Source organism: Rossellomorea pakistanensis (assembly GCF_016908495.1).
Taxonomy (GTDB): domain Bacteria; phylum Bacillota; class Bacilli; order Bacillales; family Bacillaceae_B; genus Rossellomorea; species Rossellomorea pakistanensis.
In genome coordinates, this window is record NZ_JAFBDZ010000004.1 from 1 (window position 1) to 14,931 (window position 14,931).

12 protein-coding genes and 1 rRNA gene are annotated in these 14,931 nt (G+C 38.4%); 3 read left to right on the forward strand and 10 right to left on the reverse strand.

The window, feature by feature from the left end; genetic code table 11:
- Together JOC86_RS17695 and JOC86_RS17700 are read right to left on the reverse strand one after the other, a co-directional pair.
- Positions 1–74 (reverse strand): 16S ribosomal RNA (locus tag JOC86_RS17695); the annotation flags it as partial.
- A 275-nt stretch (positions 75–349) separates the two neighbouring features.
- Positions 350–1,222 carry a nucleotidyltransferase-like protein gene (locus tag JOC86_RS17700; RefSeq protein WP_205174282.1) on the reverse strand — a complete coding sequence of 291 codons (873 nt, stop codon included), beginning with the start codon at positions 1,220–1,222 and terminating at the stop codon, positions 350–352.
- A 157-nt stretch (positions 1,223–1,379) separates the two neighbouring features.
- Here JOC86_RS17700 and JOC86_RS17705 point away from each other — a divergent pair, with 157 nt between their 5' ends.
- Positions 1,380–1,733, forward strand: a complete 354-nt coding sequence (locus tag JOC86_RS17705; RefSeq protein ID WP_205174283.1) for a YgzB family protein — start codon at positions 1,380–1,382, stop codon at positions 1,731–1,733.
- A gap of 125 nt (positions 1,734–1,858) precedes the next feature.
- Here the strand turns inward: JOC86_RS17705 and perR are convergent, their stop codons facing one another.
- The 8 genes from perR to JOC86_RS17745 all read right to left on the reverse strand — a co-directional run bounded on the left by perR (position 1,859) and on the right by JOC86_RS17745 (position 8,378).
- Positions 1,859–2,296 carry a peroxide-responsive transcriptional repressor PerR gene (gene perR, locus JOC86_RS17710; protein WP_205174284.1) on the reverse strand — a complete coding sequence of 146 codons (438 nt, stop codon included), beginning with the start codon at positions 2,294–2,296 and terminating at the stop codon, positions 1,859–1,861.
- An 88-nt stretch (positions 2,297–2,384) separates the two neighbouring features.
- Positions 2,385–2,945 carry a cob(I)yrinic acid a,c-diamide adenosyltransferase gene (locus JOC86_RS17715; RefSeq protein ID WP_205174285.1) on the reverse strand — a complete coding sequence of 187 codons (561 nt, stop codon included), beginning with the start codon at positions 2,943–2,945 and terminating at the stop codon, positions 2,385–2,387.
- The gene (locus JOC86_RS17720) at positions 2,946–3,896 is read right to left on the reverse strand and encodes a D-2-hydroxyacid dehydrogenase (RefSeq protein WP_205174286.1); all 951 of its coding nucleotides are present in this window, start codon (positions 3,894–3,896) and stop codon (positions 2,946–2,948) included. It abuts the gene before it with no gap.
- A 666-nt stretch (positions 3,897–4,562) separates the two neighbouring features.
- The gene (gene bcp / locus JOC86_RS17725) at positions 4,563–5,030 is read right to left on the reverse strand and encodes a thioredoxin-dependent thiol peroxidase (protein ID WP_205174287.1); all 468 of its coding nucleotides are present in this window, start codon (positions 5,028–5,030) and stop codon (positions 4,563–4,565) included.
- 63 nt (positions 5,031–5,093) lie between these two features.
- Positions 5,094–5,495 (reverse strand): ion channel, encoded by a 402-nt coding sequence (locus JOC86_RS17730; protein ID WP_338021777.1) that lies wholly within the window; start codon positions 5,493–5,495, stop codon positions 5,094–5,096.
- A gap of 113 nt (positions 5,496–5,608) precedes the next feature.
- Positions 5,609–6,394 (reverse strand): ABC transporter permease, encoded by a 786-nt coding sequence (locus tag JOC86_RS17735; protein WP_205174288.1) that lies wholly within the window; start codon positions 6,392–6,394, stop codon positions 5,609–5,611.
- Between the two features lie 2 nt (positions 6,395–6,396).
- Positions 6,397–7,188, reverse strand: coding sequence for an ABC transporter permease (locus JOC86_RS17740; protein ID WP_205174289.1), 792 nt, complete (start codon positions 7,186–7,188; stop codon positions 6,397–6,399).
- Between the two features lie 182 nt (positions 7,189–7,370).
- On the reverse strand, positions 7,371–8,378 hold the full coding sequence (locus JOC86_RS17745; RefSeq protein ID WP_205174290.1) for an ATP-binding cassette domain-containing protein: 1,008 nt from the start codon (positions 8,376–8,378) through the stop codon (positions 7,371–7,373).
- A 166-nt stretch (positions 8,379–8,544) separates the two neighbouring features.
- On the opposite strand from JOC86_RS17745, the gene JOC86_RS17750 reads away from it, so the two are divergent.
- Complete coding sequence (locus JOC86_RS17750) at positions 8,545–9,840, forward strand: glutamate-1-semialdehyde 2,1-aminomutase (protein WP_205174291.1); 1,296 nt, start codon at positions 8,545–8,547, stop codon at positions 9,838–9,840.
- Positions 9,841–10,205: 365 nt separating this feature from the next.
- The gene (locus JOC86_RS17755; RefSeq protein ID WP_419096121.1) at positions 10,206–14,693 is read left to right on the forward strand and encodes a glutamate synthase-related protein; all 4,488 of its coding nucleotides are present in this window, start codon (positions 10,206–10,208) and stop codon (positions 14,691–14,693) included.
- The last annotated feature ends 238 nt before the right edge of the window (positions 14,694–14,931 follow it).

Consider the following 14,931-nt stretch of genomic DNA (forward strand, 5'->3'; position numbering starts at 1 on the left):
TCAGTCCGCTCGACTTGCATGTATTAGGCACGCCGCCAGCGTTCGTCCTGAGCCAGGATCAAACTCTCCGATAGAAGTTTGACTTGCTCATTTGTATAAGAACCATGTTCTTACGTTGTAAATCTTTTAGAATTAACGTTGACGTTTTGTCTTGTTCAGTTTTCAAGGTTCAATGTGTCCGCTCCGTTTGAAGCGACTTTATTATCTTACCATCTCATAGTCATTTATGTCAACAACTTTTTTTGAAGTTTTTCAGTCGCCACTGACCGGTTTAAGGACGTCGTTCAGCAGCGACGTTTATTAATATATCAACTCTATTATTTAAAGTCAATACAATATTGATATTTTACTATAATTTTTTCTTAACTCGATAATATCGATGAAAAATCCCTTGTCCTTTTGTTTCTACATTCACGACTTCAATCACATTTTTTTCTGTCAGAAACTCTATTAGCATTCCTAAATCAACCGAGTAGTGTTTGATTTCTTCATGATTTTGCAGCTCTTGAAAACTCCATTGCTCTTTTTCCCTCATCACAACTAATAGATGTTCCACACTTGTATTTGTACGCGAATGGATTAAGAATTCACTTGCTATAAATAATAGCTCCAACCTTTTTTGCAGGTCTTCTTCGCTGCTTACCAGCTCTTCATAGAGTTTAAAGATTTCTGGTTCGATTTGTTTTACTTGATTCCATACCGTTACTTCAGGGTGGAAACCATTTTCGATTACGGCCAATCTTGCTAAATGATGGAGAGAATGAACAATGTGGTTATAGGCATCTAGATAATGTTTGTTTTCGAAAAAAACTTTTCCATCCATATATCTTCTTATTAGCTTTGCAAACTCCAAGCCAATTTTAATTTTTCTTCCATAGAAGGGAAATTCCCTGAGCTCTAATTTAAGGTTAGTAATATACTCATTGCGATCAAAGAGTATTTTTCCGTTAAAGATCCAATCGATGATTCTTCGATTGGAACCAAGAAGCATCCATTCTTTCAGTTGATCTTTACTGACAATATGCATGGCAGCTTTTTGATTTAGATAAGTGTAATGTTTAATGAATAGCGGCTGTTCCGCCTCTTTAACAATGATTAATAATACGATATCAAATGTATCTGTAATCGGGCTTCCCTTTTCTCTATAATCAATCATTAAAACTCCAAGAGTATTGGGGTGGCTCGCCCTTTCTTGATAGATAGGACGTAAGATATCCTCCATAAAATATTCCTCCACTCACTTTCAATCTTTCGGTTATTATTTCGACAGACAGTGAAAATATCCTTCTTACATTATAGTCAAAGTTCGACATTTGCCCACTTTTTATTCCAATAAGGACATAGAAATATGGTATAGTATTGGACTAGGAGGGACAATAATGGCAAAAAAATATTCAAGTAAAATTAATAAAATCCGCACATTCGCGTTAAGTTTAATATTTATTGGATTTATCATTATGTATGGCGGAATCTTTTTTAGAGAACACCCTATCGTTATGACGATCTTTATGCTTCTCGGACTATTAGCGATTATCGGGAGTACAGTGGTTTACTTTTGGATTGGGATGCTTTCGACTAAAGCAGTACAAGTCGTTTGTCCTAATTGCAAAAAGCCGACAAAGGTTCTTGGAAGAGTGGATATGTGTATGTATTGTAATGAACCATTGACATTAGACCCTAATCTCGAAGGACAAGACTTTAACGAGGACTATAATAAAAAGAAAAATCATTAAACACCAACTGACCCAAAGAAATGTATGGGTCAGTTTTTTCTTGTATTTGTGATGAAATCGATTTTTTAGTTGGTGGTACCCTCAAAAAAAAGAACTGCCCCTACAATGGACAGTTCCTATCATTATTAATGTTCTTTTTTTGTACTGCAGTCACCGCAGGTTCCGTAAATCTCCATGCGATGGTTATTTACCTTGAAGCCTGTTACATGTGATGCAAGATGTTCTACTTCATCGAGACCTGGATAGTGGAAATCTACAATTTTGCCACAATCTTCACAAATCACATGATAGTGTTCTGTCGTTACGAAGTCAAAACGACTGGAAGCGTCCCCATACGTGAGCTCTTTCACCAAGCCGACTTCTTTAAAAACACGGAGATTATTATAGACTGTAGCAACACTCATATTTGGGAATTTCCCTTCAAGAGCTTTATAAATATCATCAGCTGTAGGATGTGACATGGATTGAATTAAATACTCCAAAATCGCATGACGTTGAGGAGTAATTCGGACTCCCGTCTGTTTTAGCGTGTCAACAGCTTCTTTTAATTGAATCTCTGACATCGTCATGCACCTCTTTTCCATAAAAATTATTACTTTATAATCTTTATAAATAGTGTACTAATGAAACTTGCCTTTTGTCAATCATTCCTTATTTTTCGCTTTGTTCATGAAGATTTTTCTCTGTTTCACCTAAATGATGGTTGGTATATCGTGCTGCTACAAAAAGGAAATCAGATAGGCGATTTAAATAGGCTAAAACGAGTGGATTCACTTCATCTTCAATAGAAACAGCTTCTCTTTCCGCTCTACGGACTATTGTTCTTGCGTTGTGGAGTGCTGCTCCAGCAGGATGCCCTCCTGGCAGGATGAAATTTTTAAGTCCAGTAAGCTCTCGATCCCAGCTATCGATCACTTCTTCAAGATCCTTAACATCTTTCTCATCTACTTTCCACTTTACTTCTTTTCCAGAAGGAGTCGCGAGCTCCGCCCCAACATGAAATAATGCCGTCTGAATCTTGTGGAATTCTTCAAGAAATGAATCCTTTTGTTCGAAATACTCATTTTTTAAATAGCTCATTCCCAACCCTATCATAGAATTTGCCTCATCACATGTTCCATATGCTTCTACGCGTGGATCTGATTTGGATACTCTACTACCATACACTAATGAAGTGGTGCCTTTGTCTCCCGTTTTTGTATAGATCTTCATTTAATAACCCCTCTCCACATCAACAATGTTTATATAGTCTCCCTTATTATGAATATATGTACGGAGATTATGTTTTAAAATATCAAATGCTCTCGGCACGTACATTTTTGTAGTACTTGAGATATGCGGTGTGACGGTGATATTCTTCATTTTCCAAAAAGGGTGCCCCTCTTTAAGAGGTTCATCAATAAAAACGTCTAAGAAAGCATGCGTAATGTCCTGGTCTTCCATGACTTTAAGCAGTACACTTTCTCTTATAACATCTCCCCTTCCTAGATTAATAAAAACGCTACTGGCTTTCATCATTTCAAAGTGTTTCTTTTTTAAAATATACCTTGTTTTATTAGTACTTGGTAAAACAGATACAAAAAAATCAATTTCAGGTAGCAGCGATTCCAAATTTGCTATAGTCTCGATACGATCAAAATACTTAACTGGAGTACCGCTTGTGTTTACTCCAATGGTAACCATTCTAAATGCTTGAGCTAATCGAGCAATTTCTTGTCCTATTGCACCAGTTCCTAGAATCAGAATCGTTTGGTCACAAAGCTCACTTGTCGGTAACCGCCTGCTCCATATTTCCTCATGCTCCTGCTCGTTAAGCGGGATAAATTGTTTAGCATGCTGCAGCATAAGTCCAATCGTGAATTCAGCCATTGGGATCTTATGAATCCCTCTTGCATTGGTTACGAGGATTCCCTTTTCTTTAATTTTCTCAAAAGGCATCATTTCCATTCCTGCTGAAGTGACCATAATCCATCGTAAAGAGGTCGCTTCTTCAATATGATGATCCTCTAAATCCTCTCCCATTGTTACAATGACTTCTGCTTGAGAAAGCAGCTGACCTGCATCGTTTATTGTTTTCACAAAATCGTATTCACACTGCGGAAACGTCTTAATTAATTGGTTTCTTAATTCTTTTTCGGGATCAAATGTAAATAGAATCTTCATTAAGTGGACTCCTTATGAGATGTTTTACTTATTTTATCATTTCTAAAAACATTCAGACAATTATCACGAAACGATAAAAATGTCTGTTTTCTTAAAATTGGTGTTTTTTGCTGTCTGATTGGTTCATTTTAATACGATCAGACGGCTCATTGTTAGAGAATTCACACGAAAATCATTTTAGCTCACACCACGAATAAGGAGAATCATCTTTACCTTAACTTGAATGTAGTAATGCACAACTTTTTGATTTTTTGCATGAGATTGGTTTGAAAATGCACAAGAACCTAAATCTATACACAAAAATGACTTGAAATTGCACGAGGCCTCAAATTTATGCACAAGCTAATTGGGAGGGAACGTATCAAAATTTATTCTCCTGAAACCAGGGAGTCAGAAACCAAAGCTTCAATCCATGAGTGGTTCTTATCCCCTTTTTGAACAGCCCTTTCAATTCCGACCTCTCCCTTCTATCATTAAGCATTGAAAAGGATACAGCTATTTGCTCATAGCAGCAAAGTTTGCGAAAACAGCCATAAAAAAGAGGCCGACCATTGTCGACCTTACATCTAGACTTATATGAGGAGGTATGCCCTACTATAACGTATGAACGTATAACAAAAATGCATGGACAAAAGCCTCCTGTGATGCAAAATAGGCGAAAAAATTTTACATGTTTTCATGGATATATTCTAATGCTTCATCCACATGACCTTTTACTCGGACTTTTCGCCACTCTTTTACTAGATTTCCTTCTTTGTCAATGAGGAAGGTCGAACGTTCGATCCCCATGTATTCTTTTCCAAAATTCTTCTTTAGCTTCCATACATCATAATCTTCAGCAACTTTATGATCTTCGTCCACTAATAGCAAGAAAGGAAGACCATGCTTATCGATGAACTTCTGATGTTTGTCAACTGGATCTGGGCTAACCCCTAGAATTACCGCATTGACATCCTTGAACTCCTCATGCTTGTCCCTAAAATCGCAAGCCTCTGTTGTACAGCCTGGTGTCATATCTTTTGGATAAAAATAAAGTACGACATTTTGCCCTTGAAAATCGGATAGCTTAATAATTTCACCATTATTTGCTTGCATTTCGAATTCTGGTGCTTTCTTTCCAACTTCTACTGACATTTGAATACCTCCCTATTAGGTTTGTATTGTTAGACTACCCAATATAGAAAAGAAACTCAAACGTTAGCTATTTTTATCCATGAGAAATGTCTTCACGACAAAGGCTGCTGGAATTGTATAACCAAGCCAGGATTCTACCAACGCTATTCCGCGGCCAAATCCTACTGGTGATAAATCTCCATATCCAACTGAAAATAGCGTGATTCCACTAAAATAGATTCCTGTAAATAGATAATCAAAGAAATCACCGGTAAAAACTTCGCCATTTTCTATTAATATCGGCACTCCTTCAAGCTCTAGCAGGACATAAAGCAGACCAAACCCTATCATGATCACAATATATGAAATCCCTAGAAATAAGAAATTTTGGAAAGACAGATTTTGCTCTTTCCATGTAGGTAAAAATAATGTGATAATACTCATCATCATACATCCAATGATGGCCAGAACGATAAGATAAATCACCCGTATCACCCCTTATAGCTCGTCTTAACATTCTACGCTGTCATGGGCGAAAAAATGTTTGTATAAAAAGAAATAAAAAGGCTCGCTTCCATTTAAAGAAAGCGAACCATTCATTAATTCCCTGCCCCTCGATACCGCTTAACTCCTTCATTCCAAAGAAAGATGGAGAAAAAAAAGAAGGCGAATCCAATGAGAGGAGTCAGGAAGGAAAAATAATACCATTCTTCTTTCCCCAAAAAATAAGCTGACGGATAAACACCCACAAAGGCAAAAGGTAATATCCATGTTAAGACAAATCGAATCGCCTTATTATAGATATCTACTGGGTATCGACCATAGTTCCCGATATTGTACATCATCGGCATAATCGATGTTTTCGCATCAGACCAAAATCCGATACTCGCTAACGCTACAAATATCCCTGCATATACTAGTGTTCCGCCAATAACAAATAGAACAAACAAGATTGGGTCGAGCCAATTGATCGTTAATCCAAGCTGACTTCCTGAGTAGAACATAATCACTAAACCAGTGATGACTCCAAATAGAGATTCAAGTTCCATTCTCTCAAGGATGACCTGAAACAAGCTATGAATCGGTCTCGTTAAAATTCTATCCATTTCACCCTTTACAATATATCGCTCATTAAAATCCCAAATATTAAAAAACGAAGAAAAGAATGCATAGGGTACAAGGAAAAATCCATAAATAAAGATTATCTCATACTGATTCCAGCCACTTAATAATTGGGTATGCCCAAAAACAACTAAAATAAAGATTAAATTAACAGCTTGAAACAAAAGGTCCGAGATCATTTCTACAAATAAGTCCATACGATATTGCAGTCTAGTTTTCATATACTGGGCAACATATTGAAAGAAAATCGTCACGTAAAACATGTTCACCCTCCTTGAATAACCATTTGTTTTTTCGCCAATACCCACAGAATTTGAATGGGAATGAGTAATAAGATAGCCCATGCACCTTGAAGGAGAATGGCTTCCCACATCTGAGCCCCTTTATATCCCTCCGTAAAAATCATACTCGGAACATAACTGATGCTTTGAAACGGCAGAAACTTCATAATATCTTGTGCCCAAAGCGGGAAGAAGCTGATTGGCAGTAATAATCCTGAAAACAAATCGATCACGACACGCTTCGCCCGAATTAGCCCATCATTATTAAATAAGAAAAAAGTAGTCATACCTGTAATCAAGTTAATTTGCGTATTGATGATAAAGCTAAACACTAATGATAAAAAGAAAGTTCCCCACGTTACTAGGTTTGATGATAGTTCTAAAGGGAAAACGAGAGAAACAATGACCATTCCAGGCACAGAAAAGAAAAGCAACCGAAAGATCCCTTCTCCCAGCCCTTGCATCGTCTTCATCCCCAGATAGCTGTACGGTCTTATAAGCTCGACGGCTACCTTCCCTTCTTTAATCTCCATTGCAATTTCCCGATCAATATTATTAAAATAAAATGCTCTGGCCATCCAAGCGACAGCAACATAGGTAGTCATTTGGATAACCGATAATCCTTCAATATCTTCTTTCCCACTATAAATCGCTTGCCATAGAAAGTAATAGGCGCCGATATTAATACTGTATATTAAGATTCCGCTATAATAATTGGTTCGATACGCTAACATCATTAAAAACCGAATACGGATCATTTCAATGTATTTTGCCAATGAAATCCCTCCTTACCTGTGAGTTAATTGGAGGTGTCTACGAAAGGAATCACCACTTCTTTTAAGTCCTACAACTTAGCACCTGCATAATTTATTCCATAAGCCCTATTTATTTGTCCAAATAAGACTATAGATCTCGAACCGACATTGCTCTTCAAAATCCGACACAAATTCCAACAACTCTACACTGTCCCAACTTCATATATATTCCGAATAATTTCTTCAGTCGTTGTTTCTAGTATCTTCATATCTTTTACTTTATGAGTTGATACAACTTTAGTAATCAATGCAGAAATCCGCTCTTCATCTGCAGCAACAATGGCTTCATATCGCTGTTCCTTCGTATTGTACCCCCACTCTACTTCCATATCATTTGTAAGGTCTATTAAAGATGCAAGTGAAGTGTCTTCGAGAAACTGAAAGTGAATTTCCCTTTGGTCACCCCAATTTTCTTTCAGTCTTTTTAATGGACCATCATAAATGATTTTTCCTTCATCAAGCATGACAACTCGTTCGCAAAGTGCTTCAATGTCAGATAAATCATGTGTGGTCAGGAGAATAGTAGTGTTATATTTTTTGTTTATTTCTTTTAAAAATTGACGAATCTTCAATTTAACAAGAACATCCAGCCCTATCGTTGGTTCATCTAAGAACAGTAGTGGTGGATTATGCACTAGTGCTGCTGCAAGTTCGCACCTCATTCTTTGGCCTAATGAAAGCTTTCGAACAGGCTTGTCCAACAACGGACCAATATCTAAGGTGGATATGACATGATCCATATGAGATTTGTATTGTTCGTCCGGAACATTATAGACTTTCTTTAACAGCTGAAATGATTCTTGAACGGCGATATCCCACCAAAGCTGAGATCGTTGTCCAAAAACAACCCCAATGGACTTTACAAACTTTTCTCTTTCTTTATATGGAATCATTCCATTCACGACTACATTTCCAGATGTAGGTGTAAGGATGCCTGTTAGCATTTTAATGGTGGTCGATTTTCCCGCTCCATTTTCCCCAATGTAACCAACCATTTCTCCTTGTTTAACGGTAAAACCTATATTGTTTACTGCTGAGATTACTTTATAATTACGGGTAAATAAATCCCGGAATGCTCCTTTTAAACCTGAACGACTAGAATAGGATTTAAATTCTTTCTTTAAGTCTCTTACTTCTATTGCATTTGTCACCTGATTCACTCCTTCCTTTAGATGCCATTCAATAGTTTACCACAGTTAATAAAGAAATTGAGTTTGCTAGGCTTACAAGCTAAAAACAGGAAGTGTTGACTATTTGCGCAATGGGGATGGGAGTACTACAATGAACAATGAAAGTTCACTTAGAGGAGGAAATGATATGGATTTTCGTCAATCCGAGATTTTACATAATATGGCTCAAGAACATATAGTCGGGGGCGTCAATAGCCCATCACGATCTTTTAAGGCTGTCGGCGGCGGTGCACCTGTAGCAATGGAAAGAGCAAATGGTGCCTATTTTTGGGATGTCGATGGGAATCAATACATTGATTATCTTGCTGCTTATGGTCCAATTATTACAGGTCATGCACACCCTCACATAACGAAAGCGATACAAAAAGCAGCGGAAAACGGTGTATTATACGGTACACCTACTCCACACGAGGTACAGTTTGCCCAGATGATAAAAGAAGCGATGCCTAGCCTTGAGAAAGTTCGGTTTGTGAATTCTGGTACAGAAGCGGTCATGACAACGATTCGTGTCGCTCGCGCCTACACAGGAAGAGATAAAATCATTAAATTTGCAGGATGTTATCATGGCCATTCTGACTTAGTGCTCGTAGCAGCTGGCTCTGGGCCTTCTACACTCGGCACACCTGATTCTGCCGGTGTTCCAAAAAGCATTGCACAAGAAGTTATTACGGTCCCATTTAATGATATCGAACCTTTTAAGCAAGCCATGGAGAAATGGGGAGATGAAATTGCCGCAGTTTTAGTTGAGCCGATTGTAGGAAATTTCGGGATCGTCGAACCAAAGCCAGGATTTTTAGAAGATGTGAATAAGGTGACACATGATGCTGGAGCATTAGTAATTTACGACGAGGTCATTACCGCATTCCGATTTATGTATGGTGGTGCTCAGGATATGTTAGGTGTGAAGCCTGATCTAACCGCTTTAGGAAAAATAATAGGCGGCGGATTACCAATTGGAGCTTATGGAGGAAGAATCGATATTATGGAAAAAGTCGCTCCACTTGGACCAGCCTATCAAGCCGGAACAATGGCAGGGAACCCTGCATCGATTTTATCAGGGATTGCCTGCCTGGAAGTTCTAAAGGAAGAAGGCGTTTACGACTATTTAGACCAATTAGGAGCTCAGCTAGAAGAAGGAATTCTCCAAGCTGCTAGAGACTATGAGATTCCGATTTCGATTAACCGGCTAAAAGGTGCTCTTACACTGTATTTCACAAATGAAACGGTTGTGAACTATGAACAAGCAGAGGCCACAGATGGCGAAATGTTTGCGAAATTTTTCAAGCTTATGCTGAATAAAGGAATTAATTTAGCACCATCGAAATACGAAGCTTGGTTTATTACCATTGCCCATACAGATAAAGATATTAAAGAAACCATTAAAGCAGTTAGAGAAGCTTTCCAAGAATTGAATAATGTATAATAATTCATTTGGCGCAAGAGGCTATTAGCCCTATGCGCCTTTGTTTATGAATTTCATGTAAACGCTTTCAATTTAACTCTTTATGTATATTAATGAATATTCATACTAATGAATAAATAATTGAATTCAGAAAATTCTTATGATATGATTATATTATTGTACAGATACTTTAATTAAAGCAAAAAAGCGCCCTTTGTAAGGAAATAGTTCCTTGCGGGATATTTATATATTTCTAAGAGCGGGCGCTATTTTGGCCAAAGCCATAACCACTTTAAAATACATTTCATTTTTTGAGCTCTATGACTGATTCCATCTCATTACTCTTCTATCATTCTCCCATTTCATTCATTTTTAATTTCTCGGAGGTGTTTTATTTGAAAAATGCAAACCAAAACTTTGGACCACATCTGTTTAAAGACTTCCACAAAGACGTTCATGATGCGTGTGGAATTGTCGCCTCAATTGAAAAAGCAAAGCATCCTACTAAAGAAAATATTGATCGTTGTATTCAAGCTTTAATAACCATGGATCATCGTGCTGGTTTTATCAACGGTGAAGGTGATGGCGTTGGTATTCATGTCGATGTACCTAAAGGACTATGGGAAGAGAAATTATCAAATGTAAGGAAAAACCCCTCGGTTGTCCATTCTTCTCGCTTTGTGGTTGGGCATTTTTTTATTCAGAGAACGTTTAATGTGGACAATGGTGAAAAGGAAATTCTAACAAAGCTTCAAGAAGAAGGATTTGAAATCCTTCATGTTGTGAAGGATTCAGCGAACCCAGAAAGCTTAGGACCTATTGCTCATCAAGAAAATCCGTATTTCTTTCAGGTTGCTTTGCTAGCGCCTACGAATAAACCACAAGAAATATATTCAAAAACCTTTAAAGCAACTATTCATATCGAAGAAAATGAAAATATTCACGTAGCTTCTCTAAGTCCCGATTACGCTGTATATAAAGTCATGGGCGCAGGAGATATTTTACCAAAATATTACCTGGACCTGACACACCCATTAATGGCCTCTACTATGACTCTCGGACATAACCGTTATTCTACCAATACATTATCAAACTTTTTCCGTGTACAACCTTTTAGTGTTCTCGGCCATAATGGTGAAATCAATACGATTTCTAAATTGCGGGATGAAGCGGAAATGATTAGTATCCCACTTGTTAAGGGTGGTAGTGATTCACAGGACTTGAACCGGATCATGGAAACACTGATTGCCCGCGATGGCTATTCATTATTTGAAGCAATGGAGCTAATCTTTCCTCCGATTGTGAACGAAATCAAACAATACCCTTCAGAATTACAGGATCTATATACTTATCTTCGAGAAGCATGGGGACATTTCGCACAAGGTCCGGCAGGTATTATTTCCCGTTTTGGAGATGAGGCCGTCTTTAGCGTAGATTCTCTTGGTCTTCGTCCACTTTGGATGATGGAAATTGAAAGCTCCTATGTCTTTGCATCTGAACCAGGCGTCATTCCTTCGACTACATTTATCAATGACCCTAAACCACTGGCACCTGGAGAAAAGGTTGGATTTAAATGGGATGGAAATTCGGTTGTACTTTTCGATTACGATCACTATCAGAAAGAAGTCTATAAGCGTTTTTCACATAAAATAGAATTTAAGGGACACAGGAAGCACTTAGCTATCCCGAAAATCGAGAAAAATATTATGATGAGTTATCCTTCCAAAGTTGAAAATGGACAATATAATGCTTTCGGCTGGGAACGAGATCAAGTCCAGCTTGTTGAACAGATGGCAGAAAAAGGAGCAGAACCTATCCGTTCTCTCGGGCATGACTCCCCACTAGCAGCCTTTAATCCAAACAGAAAAAATGTTGCTGATTTTATAAAAGAAAGTGTTGCAGTAGTTACAAATCCAGCGATTGACCGCGATCGTGAAACAGAGCATTTTTCAACGAGATCGATTATTGGTAAGCGACCTTCTTATTTGAAAACAACAGAAAGTAGTCCGATTCTTGAATTGCAGTCTCCTATTTTAATAGAAGGTAAAGTAGGCTACGAATGTTCTGAAACTCTTGAACAACCTAGCTACGATCAGTTAATAGGATATTTTAATAAACATGATCTCACTCATCATCTCTCCGTTACATTTTCGGAAGATGAGAGTATTAAGAATGCACTAAGTCGTTTATCAGATGATGCTGCTAAAGCTGTGCAATCAGGTAAAACGATCATCGTTTTAGATGACGGTAATTCACATCAGGAGAATAAATATTGGCTCGACCCACATCTAGTCCTTTCTGCCATTGATCAGGAATTAAATCGAAAATCATTAAGACGGGAATGTTCCCTTGTATTAAGGTCTGCAGCGATTCGTTCATTACACGACTTAATCCTTGCCTTTGGATTAGGAGCAAACGCCATTAGTCCTTACTATATGTTCTTGACGATATTAGAAGATGACACTGACGAACCAGTTCTTAATCTATACAGCGCTTTACAAAAAGGGCTAGAAAAAGTCATTTCTACCATTGGCATCCATGAGCTTCGCGGATATGGAAGACTCTTCTCAAGTATTGGATTAAATAAAGAAGTTTCAGATGTTTTAAGTATTGTAAACTTCTTTGGAGCAGAGAATTTGCAATACAATTTCTCAAAAATGAAAGAAGATGCCATTCAAAGGGCAAAAGATTATCATGATGAGAAACAACGAATCGCCAAAAGCTTCAACCTCTTCCCAAGAATTTGGAAGTCTATCGGAGATGTGGCTGCATCTGGTAAATACGATGAATATCGTGAAAAGATTACGGAACAGGAAGAATCAAAGCCTGTTACACTAAGACATCTTACTGCATTGAAAACGGCAGATAAACCAGCTGACAGCCAAAAAATAGATATAAGTGTCGGTGCTCATGACCTCCCATTCGTTATCGCTTCCATGTCATTCGGCTCTCAAAATGAAACGGCATTTAGAGCCTATGCTGAAGCGGCCGAGCGATTAAATATGATTAGTATGAATGGTGAAGGCGGAGAAATCAAAAACATGCTTGGAAAATATCCCAACACTCGTGGACAGCAAATAGCTTCAGGTCGTTTCGGGGTTAACGCTGAATTGTTAAACTCCTCCAATTTACTAGAAATAAAAATTGGCCAAGGGGCAAAGCCAGGTGAAGGTGGTCACCTGCCAGGCTCTAAAGTAACAGCCAAAATTGCAGAAGCACGGAATGCAACCATTGGTTCTGATTTGATTTCACCATCTAATAATCATGATATCTACTCCATAGAAGATTTAGCTCAAATGATTCATGAATTAAAAACAGCTAATGACCAAGCAAAGGTGGCTGTTAAAGTACCTGTTGTCCCTAATATAGGTACGATTGCTGTTGGAATTGCGAAAGCAGGGGCTGATATTATTACGCTAAGTGGATTTGATGGCGGAACTGGAGCAGCAAGAATTCATGCCCTGCAGCATGTTGGTCTCCCTGTTGAAATTGGTGTAAAATCTGCCCATAACGCACTCATTGAATCAGGCTTACGAAATACAGTCGAGATTTGGGCGGATGGCGGAATTAAAAGTGTTCAAGATATAATCAAAGTCATGCTCCTTGGAGCCAATAGAATTGGATTTGGTACATTATCGATGATTGCTATTGGCTGTACAACTTGCAGAGGCTGTCATCTTGATACTTGCCATGTAGGGATTGCTACTCAAATTGAGTCTGAAGCCCAAGCGAAAGACCATGGCTTGCGTCGTTTCGTCCCACGTCAATTTGATTTAGCTGTTCAAGGATTGATGAATTTATTCACTGCTTTTGGGAATGAATTAAAAGAACTGACTGCTTCACTTGGTGTCGAGCGTCTTCAAGATATTGTCGGACGTTCTGACCTACTGGATCAAGTAAAAGGCAAAGAACAAATAGATCTATCTTCCCTGCTATCTACTCTTGAGGTTGGCCAGTTCATGAAAGAAGCGGCAGTGTCAAAGGAGGAACCCTCTATATCAATAGCAGCAGGTGCTGAGTATTTGGACCATTGTATCGATGAGCTTCACACCTCCAGAGAGTTTTCAAATGTGATCTCAAACCAACGGGTCCTTGGAAGCAGGGTTTCCTGCCACCGTGTTAGAGGAAGACTAGATGGTACCTATCGCGAGCTTCAACCTGTAACACTTTCCTATAAGGACTCGTCGATACCAGGTAATGGTCTTGGTGCTTATAATTCCGAGGGGATCAACATCATAGTAAGTGGAGGAGCACAAGACGGAATTGGAAAAACATCCTTTGGCGGCAGTATTATTGTAACGAAAGGGAAAAGCAAGACAAACCAATTTTTCAATGGTGCTGTTGGAAAAGGGTTTGGATATGGTGCACAAAAAGGATTATTAGCCGTTCAAGGGAATGCTGACGCACGTGCTGGGATTCGTCTATCAGGAGCCGACATGATCATAGGTGGACTCCTCAAGAACCCGATCCCAGCCAATGAGTTTGGAAATATCGGATCAAAGGCCAACATAAAAGGTTTCGCGTTTGAATATATGACAAACGGACGTGGCCTAGTCTTAGGAGACCCAGGACCATGGATTTGTGCCGGTATGACAGGTGGAGTGGTGTATCTAAGGCATCAGCCTGAAATGGGATTAACGAAAGATGCCTTAACCCGAAGAATTGCTAAGGGTGCAAAGGTTTCCCTTGAAGAACTAAATCTACAAGGTGTAAAGGATATTAACGAATTATTAAGTCGCTACATCGAATACCTTGAAGAAGAACAATCAAGTGAAGCAGAACAGCTTAGATTACTGCTTGAAAATGTTGAGGAGCATTTCTTGCAAGTGATTCCTGCTAAGGAGCAAGCAGATCCTTCTGTATCGACGGAGTAAAAGTTATAAATTAAGAAAGAGATTCCAAACGTAGCTGTCCCATAAGGAGTCCGGAACCTATATAGTTGACCATATAGAGAAGATGTCCGTGAGCTTTTCTTCTATATATGGAAGCTGTAGTTCCGGACTGCTTGTTTTTTTAGACAGTCTCGTTTTTTATCTCCTCTTTATCTTATATGGCTTTCAAATCACAAAACTTGTGTTACAATCCTACTTGATAGAGTAGGTTTAGACTTTT

Coding starts and splice junctions, on each gene's coding strand:
- JOC86_RS17700 (WP_205174282.1), bottom strand. CDS start 1,222: ATGGAGGATATCTTACGTCCTATCTATCAAGAAAGGGCGAGCCACCCC.
- JOC86_RS17705 (WP_205174283.1), top strand. CDS start 1,380: ATGGCAAAAAAATATTCAAGTAAAATTAATAAAATCCGCACATTCGCG.
- perR (WP_205174284.1), bottom strand. CDS start 2,296: ATGTCAGAGATTCAATTAAAAGAAGCTGTTGACACGCTAAAACAGACG.
- JOC86_RS17715 (WP_205174285.1), bottom strand. CDS start 2,945: ATGAAGATCTATACAAAAACGGGAGACAAAGGCACCACTTCATTAGTG.
- JOC86_RS17720 (WP_205174286.1), bottom strand. CDS start 3,896: ATGAAGATTCTATTTACATTTGATCCCGAAAAAGAATTAAGAAACCAA.
- bcp (WP_205174287.1), bottom strand. CDS start 5,030: ATGTCAGTAGAAGTTGGAAAGAAAGCACCAGAATTCGAAATGCAAGCA.
- JOC86_RS17735 (WP_205174288.1), bottom strand. CDS start 6,394: ATGTTTTACGTGACGATTTTCTTTCAATATGTTGCCCAGTATATGAAA.
- JOC86_RS17750 (WP_205174291.1), top strand. CDS start 8,545: ATGGATTTTCGTCAATCCGAGATTTTACATAATATGGCTCAAGAACAT.